Annotated in this window: 21 protein-coding genes and 1 riboswitch; of the genes, 16 read left to right on the top strand and 5 right to left on the bottom strand. The window is 50.9% G+C overall.

Annotation, left to right across the window (positions count from 1 at the left end; genetic code table 11):
- The first annotated feature begins 37 nt into the window (after positions 1–37).
- The 11 genes from recA to ACULM0_RS01015 all read left to right on the top strand — a co-directional run bounded on the left by recA (position 38) and on the right by ACULM0_RS01015 (position 10,029).
- On the top strand, positions 38–1,063 hold the full coding sequence (gene recA / locus ACULM0_RS00965) for a recombinase RecA (protein WP_463678587.1): 1,026 nt from the start codon (positions 38–40) through the stop codon (positions 1,061–1,063).
- A gap of 125 nt (positions 1,064–1,188) precedes the next feature.
- Positions 1,189–2,739, top strand: coding sequence for a ribonuclease Y (rny, locus tag ACULM0_RS00970; RefSeq protein WP_463678588.1), 1,551 nt, complete (start codon positions 1,189–1,191; stop codon positions 2,737–2,739).
- Positions 2,740–2,861: 122 nt separating this feature from the next.
- Complete coding sequence (locus ACULM0_RS00975) at positions 2,862–3,122, top strand: stage V sporulation protein S (protein WP_463678589.1); 261 nt, start codon at positions 2,862–2,864, stop codon at positions 3,120–3,122.
- Between the two features lie 25 nt (positions 3,123–3,147).
- Positions 3,148–3,408 (top strand): stage V sporulation protein S, encoded by a 261-nt coding sequence (locus ACULM0_RS00980; protein WP_463678590.1) that lies wholly within the window; start codon positions 3,148–3,150, stop codon positions 3,406–3,408.
- Positions 3,409–3,489: 81 nt separating this feature from the next.
- Positions 3,490–4,155 (top strand): methyltransferase, encoded by a 666-nt coding sequence (locus ACULM0_RS00985; protein ID WP_463678591.1) that lies wholly within the window; start codon positions 3,490–3,492, stop codon positions 4,153–4,155.
- 80 nt (positions 4,156–4,235) lie between these two features.
- Positions 4,236–4,565: a hypothetical protein gene (locus ACULM0_RS00990; RefSeq protein ID WP_463678592.1), complete on the top strand. Its 330-nt coding sequence runs from the start codon at positions 4,236–4,238 to the stop codon at positions 4,563–4,565.
- Positions 4,566–4,573: 8 nt separating this feature from the next.
- Complete coding sequence (locus tag ACULM0_RS00995; protein WP_463678593.1) at positions 4,574–4,768, top strand: helix-turn-helix transcriptional regulator; 195 nt, start codon at positions 4,574–4,576, stop codon at positions 4,766–4,768.
- 68 nt (positions 4,769–4,836) lie between these two features.
- A riboswitch (cyclic di-GMP riboswitch) is annotated at positions 4,837–4,913 on the top strand.
- A gap of 76 nt (positions 4,914–4,989) precedes the next feature.
- Positions 4,990–5,289, top strand: a complete 300-nt coding sequence (locus ACULM0_RS01000; protein WP_463678594.1) for a hypothetical protein — start codon at positions 4,990–4,992, stop codon at positions 5,287–5,289.
- A 111-nt stretch (positions 5,290–5,400) separates the two neighbouring features.
- Complete coding sequence (locus ACULM0_RS01005) at positions 5,401–7,221, top strand: BCCT family transporter (RefSeq protein ID WP_463678595.1); 1,821 nt, start codon at positions 5,401–5,403, stop codon at positions 7,219–7,221.
- A gap of 164 nt (positions 7,222–7,385) precedes the next feature.
- On the top strand, positions 7,386–8,813 hold the full coding sequence (purB, locus tag ACULM0_RS01010) for an adenylosuccinate lyase (protein WP_463678596.1): 1,428 nt from the start codon (positions 7,386–7,388) through the stop codon (positions 8,811–8,813).
- Between the two features lie 118 nt (positions 8,814–8,931).
- Positions 8,932–10,029, top strand: a complete 1,098-nt coding sequence (locus ACULM0_RS01015) for a tyrosine-type recombinase/integrase (RefSeq protein WP_463678597.1) — start codon at positions 8,932–8,934, stop codon at positions 10,027–10,029.
- 160 nt (positions 10,030–10,189) lie between these two features.
- Here the strand turns inward: ACULM0_RS01015 and yneA are convergent, their stop codons facing one another.
- Positions 10,190–10,498 carry a cell division suppressor protein YneA gene (yneA, locus tag ACULM0_RS01020; protein WP_463678598.1) on the bottom strand — a complete coding sequence of 103 codons (309 nt, stop codon included), beginning with the start codon at positions 10,496–10,498 and terminating at the stop codon, positions 10,190–10,192.
- A gap of 142 nt (positions 10,499–10,640) precedes the next feature.
- On the opposite strand from yneA, the gene lexA reads away from it, so the two are divergent.
- Both lexA and gdhA read left to right on the top strand, forming a co-directional pair.
- Complete coding sequence (gene lexA, locus ACULM0_RS01025; protein WP_463678599.1) at positions 10,641–11,261, top strand: transcriptional repressor LexA; 621 nt, start codon at positions 10,641–10,643, stop codon at positions 11,259–11,261.
- Positions 11,262–12,288: 1,027 nt separating this feature from the next.
- Positions 12,289–13,626, top strand: a complete 1,338-nt coding sequence (gdhA, locus tag ACULM0_RS01030) for an NADP-specific glutamate dehydrogenase (protein ID WP_463678600.1) — start codon at positions 12,289–12,291, stop codon at positions 13,624–13,626.
- Between the two features lie 69 nt (positions 13,627–13,695).
- Here the strand turns inward: gdhA and ACULM0_RS01035 are convergent, their stop codons facing one another.
- The 4 genes from ACULM0_RS01035 to ACULM0_RS01050 form a co-directional block, all read right to left on the bottom strand.
- Complete coding sequence (locus tag ACULM0_RS01035; RefSeq protein ID WP_463678601.1) at positions 13,696–14,301, bottom strand: GerMN domain-containing protein; 606 nt, start codon at positions 14,299–14,301, stop codon at positions 13,696–13,698.
- A gap of 82 nt (positions 14,302–14,383) precedes the next feature.
- A complete protein-coding gene (locus tag ACULM0_RS01040) occupies positions 14,384–14,959 on the bottom strand; it encodes a protein-L-isoaspartate(D-aspartate) O-methyltransferase (RefSeq protein WP_463678602.1) in 576 nt (191 codons plus the stop codon).
- Positions 14,960–14,995: 36 nt separating this feature from the next.
- Positions 14,996–15,877, bottom strand: coding sequence for a DUF4392 domain-containing protein (locus tag ACULM0_RS01045; RefSeq protein ID WP_463678603.1), 882 nt, complete (start codon positions 15,875–15,877; stop codon positions 14,996–14,998).
- Positions 15,858–16,652: a putative hydro-lyase gene (locus tag ACULM0_RS01050; protein ID WP_463678604.1), complete on the bottom strand. Its 795-nt coding sequence runs from the start codon at positions 16,650–16,652 to the stop codon at positions 15,858–15,860. Before ACULM0_RS01050 ends, ACULM0_RS01045 begins: the two co-directional genes overlap by 20 nt.
- 262 nt (positions 16,653–16,914) lie before the next feature.
- Between ACULM0_RS01050 and ACULM0_RS01055 the strand changes: the two genes are divergently transcribed.
- The 3 genes from ACULM0_RS01055 (at position 16,915) to ACULM0_RS01065 (ending at position 20,351) form a co-directional block, all read left to right on the top strand.
- Positions 16,915–17,874, top strand: a complete 960-nt coding sequence (locus ACULM0_RS01055) for a TAXI family TRAP transporter solute-binding subunit (protein ID WP_463678605.1) — start codon at positions 16,915–16,917, stop codon at positions 17,872–17,874.
- Positions 17,875–18,007: 133 nt separating this feature from the next.
- Positions 18,008–18,397: a DUF1850 domain-containing protein gene (locus ACULM0_RS01060; RefSeq protein WP_463678606.1), complete on the top strand. Its 390-nt coding sequence runs from the start codon at positions 18,008–18,010 to the stop codon at positions 18,395–18,397.
- Positions 18,381–20,351, top strand: a complete 1,971-nt coding sequence (locus tag ACULM0_RS01065) for a TRAP transporter permease (RefSeq protein WP_463678607.1) — start codon at positions 18,381–18,383, stop codon at positions 20,349–20,351. Before ACULM0_RS01060 ends, ACULM0_RS01065 begins: the two co-directional genes overlap by 17 nt.
- Positions 20,352–20,390: the final 39 nt, after the last annotated feature.

Here is a 20,390-nt window from a genome sequence, read left to right on the forward strand (position 1 = left end):
GAAGGGAACAGTTGTTCTCTAGGAGGTTATAGTGAATATGGATAAGCGTGGAAAGGCCCTGGATCACGTCCTCGGCCAGATCGAAAAACAATTTGGAAAAGGATCGATCATGCGACTCGGAGACGAAGGCGCGAAGATTGATGTCGGCAGTATCCCCACAGGGAGCATCGAGCTCGATATCGCCCTGGGCATAGGCGGTGTTCCCCGAGGACGCGTGGTGGAAATCTACGGCCCCGAGTCCTCTGGAAAGACGACCATTTCCCTGCATATGATCGCAGAGGCCCAAAAAAGAGGCGGTGTAGCGGCCTTTATCGATGCAGAGCACGCCCTCGACCCGATATATGCGAAGAACATCGGTGTGGATACGGACAACCTGATTTTATCGCAGCCCGATACGGGTGAGCAGGCTCTCGAGATCGTCGATGCCCTCGTTCGTTCGGCAGCGATCGACGTGATCGTCATCGACTCTGTGGCAGCCTTGGTACCGAAAGCGGAGCTCACCGGTGAGATGGGCGATGCCCATATGGGCCTTCAGGCCCGCCTCATGAGCCAAGCCCTTCGAAAGCTGACGGGTGTGATCAAGAAATCGAACACCACCGTCATCTTCCTCAACCAGCTGCGAATGAAGATCGGGGTCATGTTTGGTAATCCCGAGACGACGACCGGCGGAAATGCCTTGAAGTTCTACGCTTCCGTGCGTCTCGATATCCGTAGGATCGACTCGATCAAAAAGGACGGGGAGCTAATCGGTAACCGCGTTCGTGTGAAGGTCGTTAAGAACAAGGTTTCACCACCCTTTAAAAAAGCGGAGTTCGATATCATGTACGGAACAGGGATCTCGAAGGTCGGTGGTATCCTAGATGCTGCGGCCACGGCGGACATCATCAACAAGGCCGGTTCCTGGTATTCTTATGGTGATGAGAAACTGGGGCAGGGAAGAGAGAACGCTAAAATTTTCTTAGAAGAGAATTTCGACCTTTTCGAAGAGATCGAAAAGAAAGTGCGGACCTTTTACGATTTGCCCGAAGAAATCGATGCACACCCGGATGAAGAAGCGTTGTAGAGCAATCTACAGCGCTTTTGCTGGCTTGACAGTGCTTCTTAAAAAGTTTAAAATTATAAGGAAGGTTCAAACGATTACAAATTCGTTTTGAGCCCGTGTCTTATGACAACTGCATAAAGGCGGAGGTGGACAACATTAGTAACCTGATATGGACCATAGTTATTATCATCATCGCGCCTTTAGCCTTCGGAGTTGGGTACGTGGTCAGAAAACGCTTAGCGGAGAAGACCATTTCGAGTGCTGAATTCCGTGCGCAGGAGATCATTGCCGAGGCCAATCGAGAAGCCGATTCCATTAAAAAGGAACGTGTGATCGAAGCCAAGGAAGAAGTGCATCAGCTGCGCAAAGAATTAGAGCGTGAAACACGCGAAAGACGAAACGAACTTCAGAGACTGGAACAGCGCAACCTACAGCGTGAAGAGACGCTGGAGAAAAAACTGAACCAGCTCGAGAAGAAAGAGGAGGACCTCACTTCCAAGCTCGAGGCGCAAGCGGCCAAAGAAGAAGAGATCGACCGCATGCACAACCAACAGCTCCATGAACTCGAACGGATCTCCGGGCTCACGTCCGAAGAAGCCAAGCGGCAGCTGCTCGAGGATATCGAGAAGGAAGTCAAACATGAATCGGTCATTTTGATCAAAGAGATCGAAAACCGTGCCAAGGAAGAAGCCGATAAAAAGGCGAAAGAGATCTTGGCCACCGCCATTCAAAAATGTGCGGCCGATTATGTGGCAGAATCCACAATTTCGCTCGTCAACCTACCGAACGATGACATGAAGGGCCGGATCATCGGCCGCGAGGGCCGGAACATCCGCGCGCTCGAGAGTCTCACGGGCGTCGATCTGATCATCGATGATACACCTGAGGCCGTACTTCTCTCATCCTTCGATCCTATTCGCCGCGAGATTGCTCGTGTCGCCCTCGAGAAACTGATCGTGGACGGACGTATTCATCCCGCGCGTATTGAGGAAATGGTTGAGAAATCGAAGCGTGAAGTAAACGCGATAATCAAACAAGAAGGCGAAAACGCGACGTTTGACGTCGGTATTCATAACCTTCATCCAGAACTAGTCAAATTACTCGGTCGTTTGAAGTTCCGTACGAGCTACGGACAGAACGTCTTGAAACATGCCATTGAAGTGGCCCATCTATCGGGTCTGATGGCCGCCGAACTCGGTGCAGACGTACGCGTTGCCAAGCGTGCCGGTCTGCTACACGATATCGGTAAGGCTGTGGACCACGAGGTAGAAGGGACGCACGTTGAGATCGGTATGCAATTGATGAAGAAATACCGCGAATCAGAAGCGGTTATTCATGCGATGAGCACACACCACGGCGACTACGAGCCACAGAGCATCGAGGCAGTTCTTGTAACAGCTGCAGACGCGCTCTCGGCCGCTAGACCGGGTGCACGCAGAGAGACGCTCGATACGTACATCAAGCGGCTCGAAACGCTCGAGAACATCGCAGATTCATACGAGGGTGTAGACAAGTCCTTCGCGATCCAAGCGGGTCGTGAAATCAGGGTGATGGTCGAACCGACGAGATTATCAGATGATGATATTGTATTGCTCGCTCGAGATATTAAAAAACGGGTTGAAAACGAACTCGATTATCCGGGCCAAATCAAAGTGCATATCATTCGAGAATTCAGAGTTTCTGAATACGCGAAATAAGAAGAAGGGCGATCCGATCAGGGTCGCTTTTTTTCGTGTGCCAATGGTTTTTTTTTCAAACACAGGGGTATACGTATAAAACCAGTGCATGACATAGCAAACGAAGCGATAGGAGGATTTCAATGGAAGTCTTAAAAGTGTCATCGAAATCAAATCCAAACTCAGTGGCTGGTGCCTTGGCAGGTGTGATCCGCGAACACGGGTACGCAGAGATTCAAGCTGTCGGTGCAGGTGCGATCAACCAGTCGATCAAAGCGATTGCCATCGCGCGCGGTTTTGTCGCGCCCAGCGGTATCGATCTCTTCTGTATCCCGGCCTTTACGGAAATCCAGATTCAAGGAGAAGACCGCACGGCGATCAAGCTCATCGTTCAAAAAAGATAACGGCAAGGTTAGGAGGTCACTCATCATGGAATGCTTGAAAGTATCCTCACACTCGAATCCGAACTCTGTGGCCGGAGCGCTTGCCGGAGTGATCCGGGAGCACGGGGAAGCGGAGATCCAAGCCGTCGGTGCCGGCGCGATCAACCAGTCGGTGAAGGCCATCGCCATCGCGCGGGGTTTTCTTTCACCGGGCGGAATCGATCTTGTTTTCGTTCCCGCTTTTACCGATATTGAAATCGACGGCGAGGAGCGAACGGCGATCAAAATGATCGTACGTCCTAGATAAACGAGGTTTCTTCATAAGCATAAGAAGTTCAACCGGTCATTGCGACCGGTTTTTTTCTCATTGTAGCCAAGGAGGTTTTCCATGCGTCAGAAGAGCAGAGAATTGACTTACCATACGGGGCAAATCATGCAGGTGACCCTGCTCACGGCTTTGTTCTTGCTCCTTCTCGCACTAGATGTTCATCCCACGGCAGCCACGGCGACCCTAATCACAGCCCTTCTACACCAGGGACTCGTGGTCATCGTCTGGCGTCGCGTTCTCTTTCATCCTCTAGACGACGAAGCGCGTCGCCGCCGGGTTGTATGGACCTTTGGATTTTTCTTCTTCCTCCTCTTTTCCTCCCGCCTTTATATCACGATAGCAGCGTCTAGATGGCATGCTGGATCCCTAGGCTGGAGCACCTGGATTCGCTATCCGGTGATCCTCACAATCCTTGTCTTGAGCCTCTGGACACTCTACAGTGTCTTTCGCTATTTCGGTGTGTACCGCGCCTTGGGTGCGGATCACTTTGATCCGTACTACCGCAAGCTCCCTTTCGAAAGACGGGGCATTTACAGGTACACCTCCAACGGCATGTATACCTTTGCCACGCTTCTGTTCCTCTTGCCCGGTCTGCTGCTCAATGCCTACGACGGTTTGTTGATCGGGCTATACCATTATGGGGCCACTTGGGTCCATTACCACGCGACAGAAAAGCCTGACCTCCTTTATATGCACGGAGAAAAGGAAGATCTCACGAAATTTTAAGAGAATGGAAATGGTATGGGCAGATAAAATGTGATATATTCATAACATATTGAGATGGATAACAATACAGAAAGGATGTTATGATGAACAAGATGGGTCTGCTTGGCTTGTTGGGATTACTCGGTTTGCTTGGTCTCGTGACCGCGAACCCGGGGTTTTACGGTTTCTTCGGCTTTTTCGGTTTCTTTGCCTTCTTTAAGATCGTTCCCGATGAGATGTTCCGGGCGCACATGGAAAAGGCGGCGCTGAACGCTTTTCTCGCGGGTGTGGTCCTTTATCCGATCTTTGCCACCCTTGGTGCCTTTACCTCCTTTCCGGTGGCCTATGCAGCGGGATTTGCCACCACCTTTGCCGTCCAGATGATTGTCTTCAGCTTATCGCTCGTCCGGTACGAGAACAGTGGCCCCTGAGCATGAGGATGACCAACCGAATCAAGGAGTTGCGTGCAAAACACCAGCTCACGCAAAGCGAGTTGGCCGAAAAAGTAGGGGTGCGTCGGGAGACTATCGTTCATCTCGAAAAAGATCGGTACAACCCTTCCCTACAGTTGGCCTATGGCATCTCCCGCGCCCTATCATCTACCATCGAAGAGATTTTTCAGTTCCATGAGTAATCGACAGAATCAAAGTGACCAAACCGATAAGGTATGTTAGAATGTAAAAGTGATCAGTCCGAACGATCCGTCGACACTGGCAAACCCGTGGAAACGCGGGGACGCAAAGCTATAGGGCCTGTAAAATGGCAGCCTGGCCACCGAAGGGTTCGTTTTTTTGTATGAAAAAACGACCATCGGCTTCATCGTACATGCAACAGTTACGGGGGGAGACGAGCACGATGCGTTACCATGTCATACGAATCGATAAGCACCATCCACTGGGTGCCTGGTACCACCACCACGATTTGAAAAGCGCCTTGGCACATCTGGAGACTTACAAGCAGTTCTACACCGAAAGTCACGATCACCAAAATCTTCGCGAAGAACCACAGCAAGGGAGGGACAAGATGACCTTTCAGGTGTCGGCCCACCTGCAGCTACAACTGGAGCGAATCTTATCCAAACGCGATTACCTGTGTCTGAGCACGGGCGAAACCGAAGTGATTCTGGTCTGTGAAGAGGCCAATCTTTGCCTTTGAGCCCGACGAAAGTCGGGTTTTTTCGTTGAACGAAGGGCTTGCATCTTTAGCGCAATAAGTTTCAGGGTATGAATCATATGAGAATAGTAAACTAAAGAAAGGGGAGGCAACATGGACAACGAACGAGAGAAAAAGAGACAATCGAAAAAGATACTAGCGAAAAAATTGAAGAAAGCCGAGATTGAAGCGAGAAAGAAAGCGATCAAGGAACGAAAGCGCTTCAAGGGTCTGCAGATCCGTCCGACGGTCTCTCTATTCGATGAGGAGGGAAAGCAAGAACCCGGTGAACAGAACTGGTCGGGTTTCGGGTTCGATATACACCCACAGGTGACAATATTCTCGGCAATCTTTCTGGTCTTCTTCATTTCCCTCACGCTGATTTTCCCAGAGGATTCCGAACGCATTTTCAAGTCGACGATGGACGCTATGACCAAAGAAGCTGGTTGGTTCTTTATCCTGTCGGCCAACCTTTTCATCGTTGCTGCACTCTATTTTGCACTTGGGAAATTCGGAAACATCAAGATCGGTGGCAGTGATGCCCAACCGGAGTTCAGTAAGTTCGGATGGTACGCTATGCTGCTCAGTGCGGGCATGGGGATCGGACTACTCTTTTGGAGCGTGGCCGAGCCCATCTTGCATCTGGGATCGCCTTCTCCGGTCTTCGGCGGCTTGACTCCCGGCTCAGCAGAGGCCGCCCAGGCGGCCATGGCCACGACCTTCTTCCACTGGGGGATACATCCTTGGGCGATCTATTCGATCGTGGGGCTCGGTCTGGCTTTTTTCGCTTACAACGAGGGGCTCCCCCTGACGATCCGATCAATCTTCTATCCGATTATCGGTAACAAGATTTATGGTTTCTGGGGGAACGTGATCGATGTACTATCCGTACTGGCCACGCTCACTGGACTGGCCACATCGCTCGGCCTCGGCGTTGCCCAGGTAAACGCCGGCCTCAACTATCTATTTGACATTTCGATCAGTACCAATATCCAGGTCTTTCTGATCATCGGGATCACCGGCTTGGCCACGGCCTCTGTGGTCATGGGCCTCGACGGAGGTGTGAAACGCCTCAGTGAGATCAATATGGTCTTGGCGGGCGTCTTCATGCTGTTCATTCTCTTCGTGGGCCCCACGGTCTTTATTTTAAGCGGATTCACACAAAACCTCGGATTCTATCTTTCGAACTTCACACAGTTGAGCCTTTGGACAGAAACCTTCCGTGATACCAATTGGCAGGGTGGATGGACCATCTTCTACTGGGCCTGGTGGATCTCCTGGTCACCTTTTGTGGGTATGTTCATCGCCCGCATCTCCAAAGGACGGACGGTTCGTGAGTTTATTCTCGGCGTCATGTTGATTCCCACCCTCTTGTCCTTCTTCTGGATGTCCGTTTTCGGTGGGACGGCTATTTTCCTCGAAACCACAGGCATCAGCCAATTGATCGCGTCGGTTGAGGTGGATGCTTCTATTGCGCTTTTCGCGATGCTCGAGCATCTCCCGTGGACGGGTTTTCTCTCGGTCGTCGGAATCACACTCGTGACGGTCTTCTTTGTCACCTCATCGGACTCTGGCTCCCTTGTGGTCGATCACCTCACCTCCGGTGGAAAACTCGACTCTCCAGTACCCCAGCGGGTCTTCTGGGCCGTCATGGAAGGTGTGGTTGCAGCCACGCTGCTCATCGGTGGGGGGCTGACAGCCCTACAGACGGCGTCGGTGATCACCGGACTACCCTTTGCCCTCATCCTTCTCCTCATGATCTACTCGCTCTACGCCGGTCTCAAGCAGGAGTTCGAAGTGGAGGAGATCGTTAGTCGTAAGCTCAGGGAAGTGGAGGATGAACATGTGATCAACGAGGTAATCAATGCTCTGGTACACGACGATGCTCTGGTGGCTGAAATCTCACGTAAAGCGAGCGAATCAAAAGGAAAGTAATCTCTAGTGAGTAAGAAGAGAGGGGGAGAGCAGACCGTGTTCTCCCTCACTTTTTCAGTGCAAGCACAGGTTGAATTTATCCTTTCATGGTAGGCGCAGATGGGGTATAATGTATACGAATGATATTGCTGATATAATTTTTAATATTCGTATAGGAGGGGACCATGCACGAGATTTATGAGAATCCACTGGCGGGACGCTACGCTTCACGAGCGATGCTCGAACTTTTCTCGCCGCAGAAGAAATTTTCCACCTGGAGAAAACTCTGGCTGGCGCTTGCTGAAGCCGAGCAGAAGCTGGGTCTGAACATCACCGACGAACAACTCGAAGAAATGAGAGCACATCTTTCGGACATCGATTTCGAGCGCGCAGCGGAGATCGAGCGCGAGGTACGGCACGATGTCATGGCACATGTGCACACCTTTGGGGAAGTTTGTCCCAAGGCCAAGCCGATTCTCCACTTGGGTGCGACCAGTGCCTTCGTGGGAGACAACACGGATATGATTCAGTTGAAAGAGGGACTAGAGCTCGTCGAAAAGAAGCTGGCCAAGCTACTCAAGCATCTAGCGAAATTCGCGGAGACCCACAAGAATCTGCCCACGCTAGGCTACACGCACTTCCAACCCGCACAGCTGACCACCGTGGGCAAACGGGCTACGCTCTGGATGCTGGACCTCCTATACGATCTACAGGATCTGCAGTACATCAAGGATAGTTTGAAGTTCAGGGGTGTGAAGGGGACCACTGGGACCCAGGCCAGCTATCTGAAGCTCTTTGATGGCGATCATGAGAAGGTGGAAGAACTGGACCAGATGGTCGCCAAGGCCATGGGCTTCAAGGCGGTGATGCCGGTCACAGGGCAAACCTACACGCGGAAGATGGATTCTCGTGCCCTCGCTGTCCTCAGTGGAATCGCCCAGAGTCTGCACAAGATGACCAATGACCTGAGATTACTCCAGAACCTGAAAGAAGTAGAAGAACCTTTCGGTAAAAAACAAATTGGTTCTTCTGCCATGGCCTACAAGAGAAATCCCATGCGTTCCGAGCGTATTGCCAGTCTTTCGAAACTCGTGATCAGCCATAGTATGAATCCTGCGCTCGTGGCGGCCACGCAGTGGTTCGAGAGAACTTTGGACGATTCTGCCAACCGTCGGATTGCCATCGCCGAAAGTTTTTTAGCTACCGATGCGATCCTCGACATCGCGATCAATGTGACCGACGGACTCGTGGTCTACGAAAAGGTAATCGAAAAGAACCTGATGAAAGAACTCCCTTTCATGGCCACAGAAAACATCATCATGGAGGCCGTGAAGGCAGGTGGCGATCGTCAATCGCTGCATGAAGTGATTCGTCAGCATGCTATGGACGCAGGTCGCGTGGTGAAGGAAGAGGGCGGTGACAATGATCTGATCGATCGGTTGAAGGGTGACCCACGGATCGGACTAGATCACCATACGATCGATGCGCTGCTTGATCCGGCCAGTTTCATCGGACGCGCCCCAGAGCAGGTCACAGCCTTTATCGCAAAGGAAGTGAATCCACTCATCGGTACAATCGACTACGATGACGAGGCTGTAGAACTGAAGGTTTAAAGTTTAGAATGACACAATATATTTATGTAAAACAAAGGAACGGTATGGCCACTCGGGTCATTCCGTTTCTTTTTCAGTCTGGGCTTTGGTATAATAGTAACAAGGGGGGAAACTGACGATGTCACTCAAAATACACAATAAATCGGATAAACCTGACAATGTAGTGGAAAAAGAGAATGCGACGATCGAGAAGTGCCTTGCTATTGAAAAAACGCTACCAGCCTACCTGCGCGATTATTTTATCTACTTGAAGAATGCTGTGGCGATTACCTCGCGACTGGCTTACCTGATCGACTTGAAGTTCTTCTTTGATTACCTCGTGGAGGAGTCCGGACTGACAGAAGCCACCGAGGCGCATGAGGTCCCACTCGAGTTGCTACAGCGAATGAAAGCCAGGGATGTGAATCGATTCCTGGGAGATTACTGTTCCCGTTATTACGTAGAGGGGAAGGCGGGCACCTTCGTGATGGAGAATCACAACCGCGCCCTGGCGAGAAAGAAGTCCTCCCTCAGTGTGTTTTTCAAATTCCTCTTTCGAGATGAATTGATCGAGCACAATATTTCAGAAGGCTTCAATCCCATCAAGTTGCCCAAGCCGCAACCGGACGCGATCAAGAAGCTCGAGATTGACGAAGTGCACAGAATGCTGGACGCCGTCACCACGGGTGAAGGCTTAACGGACAAGGAAAAGCAGTATTGGGAGAAGACCAAGTATCGCGACAAGTGTATTTTGATTCTGTTCACTACCTACGGACTTCGCCTCTCGGAACTGCAGCAGCTCAATCTGTCGAGCTTTCATTACAATCGAGGAACCTTTAGAATCTATCGAAAGCGGGGGAAGGAAGTGGACATGCCACTGAATCGCACCGCCGAGCAAGCAATACGCCAATACATTGATTTAGAACGTCCCAAGCGTGAAGGAGAAGATGCCCTGCTTCTCTCCTTGCAGAATAAGCGCATGACGATGAAAGCCATTCGCCAGCTGGTCAAAAAGTATACGGCCATCGGTATGGGCACCGCGCGAGAAAATGGTTACAGTCCCCACAAATTACGGGCTACGGCCGCAAGCTCATTGATCGAGTATGGATTCTCCGTTTATGACGTCCAGAACCTACTAGATCATGACAACGTGACAACTACCCAGCTTTACGCTGCTCACCGAAAGAACGTAAAACGCGAGATCGTAAAGAATTATGAGCTGATGGATGATGAATAGTTGGGTGAGTATCTCTGTTCTCATAAGCTAGATTCGTTCTGTAACACCTTGTGAAATGCAGATCATGGGAACAATTGCTTGTAGAAATTTAATTCCAACTCAAAAATAAAAAAAAGGCCTGCTCGTGAGATGACGAGCGGGCCTTAGCTATGATTTTCTATTAAAAAGCGGGGACGATGAGCTCTTGTCCGGGTTGAATGATGGAGGTTTCCAGTCGATTCGCTCGCTTGATTAGATACACCGTATCTCTTATGTCGATGTGATTGGGACTGATAGAACGTGCAATATGCCAGAGTGTATCACCGGCGTTGACCGTGTATTGATCATAAGAAGCCTCGTTGACATCACCTGCGATCGCTTCGCTGGGTAAAAGGGCGAAGAGGGTGACCACTAGAATGAGCAGTGTGAGCATGCTGGTGTAAAATTTCTTTGGATTGATGATGCGTAGTCGATAGTGCTTAGCTCTCATGTTCTCGCCTCCCGATACGTTTGTTCTATAATCATATTATAGTGGAACAGATGTGCTTTGTAAAGCCTTTCGAACAAAGTTTTTGATTTTTTCCAAACCTTGTGTTATACTTACAACAAAAGAAAAAAGGAAGGGTGAAGTCATGGGCTTGACAAAGAGAAAGAAACGCATCATGGATTTTATTATCGATCATCTCGAACAATACAGTTATCCACCGAGTATACGTGAGATCATGGAAGGTAGTGGCCTAAAATCCACTTCATCAGTCCATCGTTACTTAAAAATTCTCGACGAGATGGGCTACATCAAAAAATCAGACTCGAAGACCCGTGCGATTGAGATTCTAAAGGACTCCAGCGGAGCACCGTACGAGCCGAACGTTAACCTGAATGTCGCTAACGTACCGCTTGTAGGGCAGGTAACTGCAGGGACGCCGATACTGGCTATGGAAAACATCGAAGAGATGATGCCCGTACCTATGCAATTTGTTGGACCCGGCGAGCACTTTATGCTCCGTATCAAGGGTATGAGTATGGTGAACGCAGGCATCCACGACCGCGATTTCGTACTCATCCACCGTCAAGATCATGCAAAGAACGGCGATTTTGTTGTTGCTCTGATCGCTGAGTCCGCGACGGTTAAAACCTATTATAAAGAAGAAGATCGTATCCGTCTGCAACCGGAGAATGATAGCATGTCTCCTATCTATGTTGACGACGTGAAGATCCTTGGTATCGTAAAGGGTGTCTTCAGAAAACTATAGCAGGCATCGACAAAGACCATCCAATGACCCAAGTGAACACACGATGGGTAAGGGTGGTCTTTTTTTCTTTGTCTGTTAATAACCCCACCCAGAGGGTAAGCTAAGGAATAGCCATTTAAACCTTCAGGGTTAAGTCTAGGTCGCCTCCAGTAGAAACGGTCGAAAGAGCGTCCACTAGATGCTTTTGTCTTCCTACCCAGAAGGCCTAGAACAAGACTTTGATCCATCGGCTTCCCATCTCGCGAGAGAAGAACGGGTCAGTTCTACCACATAGGCGGGGAGGGCAATGGTGTCGACGGGCGCCATCAATCAGCTGAAAAGCACCGGATGAGTTCCTTATTGAAATCCACGTTAACTATTCCCTAAATATACATTTAAAGAATAGTTGAATTCAAGCGTATCAGATCCCCCTGAATTATTGGCCTTGACGATCATAACAGATGTCTTTTCCTTCCTCAATAAATTCTTGGTGTGATCATTATCTAGCACCACGTGTTCGCTCTCCGTCATAGGATGATCTTTCTATGTTCCGTCGAAGGCTTTCACGCTTGCTTCCACCGAGTGCGTTGATCCCAGAAGTTCTAGCGGCTGATCATCGTCCTTGCCGTATTCTTGAAAATACAGGCGCTCTATTATCGTCTCAGCTTTTTTCAGTCAATCAAACCATCATCCACTTCAGCTAATTTTAAAGCCTTTCTACATGATTGGCCTACCCGGTCTTCATTGATCGGCCGCACCGAAGTCTCAGCCTAAGAACGTTGTCAATCGTATCCAAAGACACACGTGCTATTGATTTGGTCCTTTCGATGAAAGAAAGATCCTTCATTCGAAGCCTATCGCGTGTTTATCTGGTCATAGGAAGTACTTCTCCTATCCGTGAGGATGCAATGTCCATCAATAAAACATAATATTATTATGTCAACCAACCTTCTGCTGATTGTCCTAGGTCTTGATCAGAGGACCCAGCACGATTGGCCCCCCACCCCACCAGTGTAAATTTATGGTAATCTAGAGAGGAGAATAATGGATGCATTATGTAGATCGAGTACTCGAAGAGATCCGCGAGAGAAATGCTTCGGAGCCTGAGTTCATTCAGGCAGTTGAAGAGGTCTATGACTCCTTGCGACCTGTGATCGACCAACATCCCGAATACGAAGCCGCTTCCCTGCTAGAGCGTTTGGCGGAACCAGAAAGACAGATTATTTTCAGGGTCCCTTGGGTCGACGATCAAGGACACATTCAGGTGAACCGTGGCTTTCGCGTCCAGTTCAACGGTGCCATCGGCCCCTACAAGGGAGGGCTTCGCTGGGATCCTTCTGTATACATCGGGATTGTGAAATTCCTTGGGTTCGAACAGACTTTCAAGAACGCACTTTCTGGAATGCCTATCGGGAGTGGAAAGGGAGGCTCGGATTTTGACCCCAAGGGTAGATCCGACGGCGAGATCATGCGATTTGCCCAGAGCTTCATGACGGAGCTCTACAGGCACATCGGACCCGATGTCGACGTCCCCGCCGGGGATATCGGAGTCGGCGGTCGAGAAATCGGCTACCTCTACGGCCAGTACCGTCGGATACGGGGCGCCTTCGAAAACGGCGTGCTCACAGGAAAAGGACCAAGCTACGGTGGATCTCTCGTCAGAACGGAAGCCACCGGTTACGGATTACTCTATATGGTAGATACGATGCTCCAGGCCAACAAACGCTCTATCGAGGGGAAACGCATCGTGATCAGCGGCTCCGGTAACGTTGCGACCTATGCTTGTGAAAAGGCCCAGGAACTAGGTGCACACGTTATCGCTATGTCCGACTCAGATGGTTACGTACTCGACGAATCGGGGATACATCTCGATACCCTCAAGGAGATCAAGCAAGTGCTGAGGGAAGACATTTCTGTATACACGAAGACCCACCCTGGAGCGACCTATGGCGAGGGCTATCGCAACATCTGGAAGATTCCCTGCGATATCGCCCTTCCCTGCGCGACACAAAACGACATCGATCTACCGTCGGCCAAAGCCCTGGTGGCGAACGGCTTGATCGCTTTGGGTGAAGGGGCCAATATGCCTACGGTCAACGAAGCGCTCCACTACTTCAAGGACCATGGAATCCTCATCGCTCCCGCTAAGGCTGCCAATGCCGGTGGCGTATCCACATCGGCGCTTGAGATGACACAAAACAGCATCCGGTACAACTGGAGTTTCGAACAGGTGGATGAGAAGTTGAAGGAAATCATGTACGAAATCCATGAAGCTGCAGTGGCGGCAGCAAAAAAGTATGGCTACGGCTATGATCTTGTGGCCGGAGCCAACATCGCCGGGTTTGAGAAGGTCGCTGCGGCCATGCTGGCCCAGGGTAACTACTGAGAAGGAAACACACAAAAAACAGCCTTGTGAGAAGTGCTGACTTCTCACAAGGCGGTTTTTTCGATTATGCTACCAGTCCAAATCTGAAGGTGCGAGGGGTTGGTCGATTGTAATATGTCCCATGAGTGTTTCTTGGATGCCCCCTCCCACGGTGATCTGAACGGCTTCGATGCCCTCGAGAGCAGCGCCCGTTCTCACCAGCTGATTGAGGACCAAGGTCTCGGATAACGAGCCTCCGCTAAGACCTTCTGGTGCCAGGTCAATCACGAGCACACCACCGTCCCGCGTTACGCTCAATATTACGATATCCGCCAGAGCGGTGGTCATCCCCACCTCGGTGGGCACGATTCCCAACTGTTCGATGATGAGCTCTTCCTCAGCGCGGTCGGGGTTCTTCACAATCTCACGCTCGACAGAAACCACTTTGTCGAGATCCTCATCACCAGTAGCCACATACTCACCGTTCACCAGGTACAAGGTCGCTGTGATGGTCATCTCTGGTTCTTCAGGTTCCTCGATCGGAGTAGCAGGTGCTTCTGGATCGGAGACTTCCGCCTCTGTCTGAGGAGGCGTTTCCGTTTCTGGCTCAACGATCTCCGGATCGCTCGCGGTACATCCCGCAAAAACAACCAGAAGCGTGAGCACCATGAAAAATGCACTTATTTTACGTAGCATAGGATCCTCCCTTTCTTTCCTTGTTCAGTCCTATTCTACTGAACGTCTATGCACTTTGGGTGTCGAAAACCTTAAAATACCTTTACTCCTGTGTCCCGACAAAAGGTACGAATCGTACACCCATCAGATCTTCCTCATCATAGGATTCTTCATCGGTCTTGACGATTCTGATCAATCGGTTGCCGAGCGGTAAGATCATGATGCCGCCAATTTGCAACTGATCGAGAAGCGCCTTGGGCATAACACCAGCAGAAGCCGTGACAATGATGCGATCAAAGGGAGCCTCTTCCGGCCATCCCTCGATGCCATCGCCACTTCGAAAAATAACATTCTCGATGCCCAGCTCTTCGAGACGATGACGAGTAGCATCCAGCAAGGGTTCAACCCTTTCGATCGTATACACCTTTGCAGCGAAAGCGGCGAGAAGGGCCGTTTGATAACCCGATCCTGTACCGATCTCCAGTATCCTGCTGATTCCCCTTTGAATCCTCAGGGCAGCCGTCATATAGACCACCAATGAGGGTTGTGAGATGGTCTGGCCATATCCGATGGGAAATGGCGCATCGATCTCCGCCATTTCTTCACTCCCGGGCATGAAACGTTTCCGATCAATATCTTTACGATAAGCTTCGATTTCTTCTTGACTGACAAAGGACATCTCTCAAACCTCCTTCAAATACATAATAATATTATGTTAGCTTACTTGCGCCGCAGCTCCAATGATCCCATGCATCTGGCGTATGATCTCGCGATGAACCACCATGTCGAGACCATCGACACTTACAATGGCTTCTTTCCGCTTCCCATCAATGCCTCCAGCGTCGATCATAGCCTCCACCATGTCGACCTCTTGATCAGCTGTATGCAAGAGGTTCTCTCCACAGAGACAGCTGAGGCCGGCCACCAGAGCGGCACCACCCCAATTGGACACACCGGCAACAATCAAATGGTCACAACCTGTGACGGCAGCGATCTCGTCTCCGTGCAGTACATTCGAGAGGGCTTCTGGAGGCAGGCTTCCCATCCCCAGTTCGTTGGCCCCATCACCGATGGCTATGGTCGGGATGCCCGCTCGAAAGGCCAATCGAAAGAGCGGATCGAAACACGGAACATAGGCACTGAGGTCCACACGGGACATCGATAGGCATTTTCCCTCTCGATTCATACCAGGACGCTCAATCGAGATCACAACATCCGGTTCAAAGGTGTCCATTACCCGTTGATAGACTGGAAGGGAGGTATCTTGTGGTAATGAACGAAGGGTCAACTCGCCATCGACAGCCAGGACCTCGGCGCAGGAGCGAAGGAGCGGTTCGCTGTAGTCGTCCGTCAGTACCATGACTGTTTTTCCCAAGCGCACCAGGGCGCGGGCCAGTGTCATGGTCCCCGGTGGACCGTCGGTTTCCCCGCGTAGCGCATCGGCGATAAAGAAGCCCGTCATCATGAGCACTCGGTCGGCCTTGATGAGCTGATTGATCGCCTCTGAAAAAGACTCGGGGCCGATCACACCACCGAGTCCCCTTCCCCCTGCGTCCTGGGTGAAGACAGCGTAAAGATCATCGATCCAAGAAGGCATGTTGTCCCTCCAGTTCCCGATCCCTTACATCGGTGACAAACATATGTCCTGGTGCATGGGTGATCACCTGTGGGAGCGCGGCAGCTTTGAGGGCCGCCTGGCTTGTGACACCACAGGCCCAGAAAACCGGGATCTCCCCTTCTTTGATGGTCACAGCATCCCCATAATCAGGAGATGAGATATCCAAGATACCGATAGCCGCAGGATCACCGATGTGAACAGGTTCGCCGTGTGCCAAAGGGAATTTGCCAGTGATCGCCACCGCTTCAGCTATGCGCTCGGCTGCTATCGGACGCATACTCACGACGAGTGGTCCCGCGAAGGGGCCGACGGGCTCACAGTCGATGGACGTTCTAAACATGGGAACGTTCACGCCTTCTGTGATGTGACGGACTTCGATCCCAGCCTGTTCAAGTGCCGTTTCGAAGGTAAAACTACACCCCAAGTAAAAGGCCACAGAATCATCATTGAAAGCATGCTGGATATCGTCGGTCTCTCCACTCAAAGTACCCTCTTCATAGAACCGGTACAGCGGTACGTCGGTTCGCACATCGGCTACATTGGCGATCGCGCGCGCGGAAAAATCACCAGGTTCGCTTACTCCAATCAGTGGCAAAGGTTTGGGGTTTTTCAAACAAAAAAGTAAAAATTCAAAAGCAAACTGTCGATCCAGTATGACCAGATTTGTCTGTACGTAACCGGGTGCTCGTCCCGCCGTTGGTGCAGCGAACTCTCCTTTTCTGATGATCGCTCGTAATGCCTGCGCAGTCTCCATGATGGCTTCCCCCTTATCGGTATATGACCTATCCCTTCCCCTAAGCAGGGCTCACGTGCAGACCCATGCAAGGAGAGAATGGACATTATTAAAGGTTTGTAATATAATTGGGTTAGAATATTTTGAAGATTCACCAATAGTATAACGTATTTAAAGGGGGTTCACCATAACGATTCATGGAATAGTTGTAAGGACTGTTCCATTTGATCATAGAGTGGTTGAGTTGAGTAAACAATCTAATACTATAACAAGGGGGATTCACATGTTTAAAAAGTCATTCGCAATGATCCTGATGCTAACACTCATATTATCCTTAGCTCTTACAGGTTGTGCAGGCGGACAGGAAGACGCTCGTCTAGCCATCGCCACCGGCGGTACCTCTGGTACGTACTTCCCACTCGGCGGCGCAATCGCTAACGTGATCACTGAGAAAGTAGATGGAGCTTCAGCAAATGCGGAGTCTACAGGTGCATCTGTAGAGAACGTTAACCTCCTGAACAACGGCGACGTTGACTTCGCTATGGTTCAGAACGACGTTTCCTACTATGCTTACAATGCTATCGAAATGTTTGAAGGCGAAGCTGCTATGGAAAACCTCCGTGGACTCGCTTCTCTCTATCCAGAAACCATCCAGATCGTTGCCAACGCCGATGAAGAAATCATGAGCGTTGCCGATCTCGCAGGCAAGCGTGTCGCGGTAGGTGCTCCCGGTAGTGGTACAGAAGCCAACGCTCGTCAGATCCTCGCAGCCTACGGTCTGACTTACGACGACATTCAGCCTGACTACCTCTCTTTCGGTGAAGCTTCTGATAACCTCAAAGACGGTCACGTGGCAGCGGCCTTCGTTACCGCCGGCACACCTACTGCTGCGATCACTGACCTCGCCACCACCAAGAACATCAACATCGTTCCAATCGCTTCAGCAGATGCTCAGGGTCTGATCGCAGAGTACCCTTACTACGCTGAGGTAACCATTCCGGCTGGCACCTACCCCAAGCAAGATGAAGACGTGAACACAGTTGCCGTAATGGCCATGTTGACTGTACGCGCTGGTCTCGACGAAGACATGGTGTACAACATCACGAAAGCGATCTTTGAGAGCTTGTCTGACCTTGAAGCTGCTCACGCCCGTGGCGGCGATGTCAGCCTAGACACTGCATTGGCAGGTATGTCACTTGAGATTCACCCTGGTGCTCAGCGTTACTTTGATGAGGTTCAATAAAAAAAATGAGCGGAACGGGTATCGATTCTTTCGATACCCGCCGCTTTTATTCTTACTTCTTCTGCTCTTGGCATACGCTCTCTGGCCTATTCCCACCGTTGCGATCGCACATGGTGAAAGGGTCTTTTATCGCGTGCCCGTTGAGAGAGGAGAACGGTTTTCGATCACCTATGTTCATTCGGTGATGAAAACCCCGGTGACCGATGTGTTTCGTTATGATCAAGTGGGTCAGTTCATGTTAGAACGTACGGAGTATCAATCCTTCGGGGCTGGACTCCCCACCGAAAACTTCGGTGAGTTCGAACACGTGAACGGGATCTACATTAACGGCGGAATCAACCGCCCGCTAGAAGTGATCCGACAGCGAGTCGGGCGCTTTGCGAACCATCGCGTAATCTTCGAGAACGGAGTTGTTGTCACCCTGGACGAATACGTCCCCGGCGGCGACCTCGTCACGCTTTCACCATCCTATCAGCTCAGAATTCTGACTTACTTCTCAAAAGGGGATGAAACGATTGACTGAAACGCCAAAAGATCAAACACCTGATGTGGTGGAAAATGAAAATATCGATATTGACGAGAAACTAGCGGAATTCGAAACCGCATCGAACATCCGAAGGTTCACGGGACTCTTCGCGACGATCGTGGCCGGTATAGCCATGGCCATGAGTATCTTCCACTTGTGGACAGCAGGATTTGGAACCCTGCTCGCGATGAAACAACGTACGATTCACTTGATGTTCGTCTTCGTTCTCGGCTTTATCCTCTATCCTATGACGAAAAAAGGCAGCAAAACCAAGATTCCCATCTACGACTGGATCTTTCTGGTCGGTGGGGTGACGGTTACGACCTACATCTTGGTCTTCTTTGAAGATCTCGTTCGACGCGGGGGCATCCCGACCCAGTTGGATATTGTTATGGGCATCATCGCCATCCTCCTGGTGCTCGAGGTGACGCGACGCAGCATCGGTCCTGAACTGCCGACCATCGCCATCGTCTTTCTTGCCTACGTATTTCTAGGTCCCTATATCCCTGGAATCCTTGGTCACAGGGGCTACAGCCTCGACCGGATTGTGAACCAGCTCTACATGACGACCGAAGGGATCTTTGGAACACCCCTAGGGGTTTCCTCCACTTTCGTCTTCATGTTCATCTTGTTCGGTTCCTTCCTGGAGATCACGGGTGTCGGCCAGTTCTTTATCGACGTGGCCTTCGCTACGGCAGGACATCGAAAAGGCGGACCTGCTAAAGCGGCTGTCATCGCATCCGGTTTCATGGGATCGATCTCAGGAAGTTCGATTGCGAACACCGTGACAACGGGTGCCTTCACCATCCCATTGATGAAAAAAGTGGGGTATCACCCGAACTTTGCCGGTGCCGTCGAGGCGGCAGCCTCCACAGGAGGCCAGATCCTGCCCCCGATCATGGGCGCAGCAGCCTTCATCATGTCGGAGTTTACCGGTATTCCCTATGTCAAGATCATCGTCAGCGCAGCGATTCCAGCGCTCCTCTATTACCTGGGTGTCATCATCATGGTACACCTGCAGGCATCGAAGAAGAACCTCGTGGGCCTTCCCAAAGAAGAGCTCCCGCAGTTCATCCCGACCTTCAAACGTGGTTTTCATCTCTTGGCACCGCTGATTGGTGTCATTGCCTTCTTGGTCTTCTACTCCCCTCTGAAAGCAGCCTTCTATAGTATTCTTGTGGCACTTTTCGTGGGTATCCTACGTAAGGCCACGCGCTACAAACCCAAGGACATTCTGTACGCCTTAGAAGACGGCGCCAAAAAGGCCGTCAGTGTGGCAGCAGCCTGTGCTTGCGCAGGAATCATCGTGGGGATCGTGACATTGACGGGTCTCGGACTGACCTTTGCCAATTTGATCATCAACCTGGCCGGCGGTCTTCTGATCCCAACGCTCTTCCTTACAATGATCGCTTCGATCATTCTCGGGATGGGACTACCGACAACGGCTAAGTACATCGTGCTCGCGACCATGGCGGCTCCCGCCCTGGTGGAGCTCGGCGTTCCACTGATCGCGGCCCACCTGTTCATCCTTTACTTCGGCGTTATCGCAGACGTGACCCCACCGGTTGCACTGGCCGCCTATGCTGGCGCTGGCATCGCGGGAGGCGACTCTTTCAAGACCGGTATGAATGCCTTGAAACTGGGTTCGGCCGGATTCCTGATTCCCTTTATCTTTGCTACAAGTCCGGAGTTATTGCTCCTCGACGTGACCTTCGTTCAGGCAACCTTGGCCGTCCTGTCGGCTTCACTGGGAATCGTGGCCTTTGCTAGTGCCGTTCAGGGATACTTTATCTCTGAAACCAAGATCCACGAGAGAATTCTCTTCCTGGTGGCTGCCCTTTCCCTGATCAATCCGAATGTCACGCTTGATATCATCGGATACGGATCTCTGGCCGTTGCAGTGTTCTTACAATACTCACGCTCGAAAAAAGCAAAGGCTCTTGTCTCCTGATCGAAATCTAAACTTGCTAAAATTGGCAAAGACGCGTCG

This window comes from Halotolerantifilum yawarlongkerapense (genome assembly GCF_054506745.1).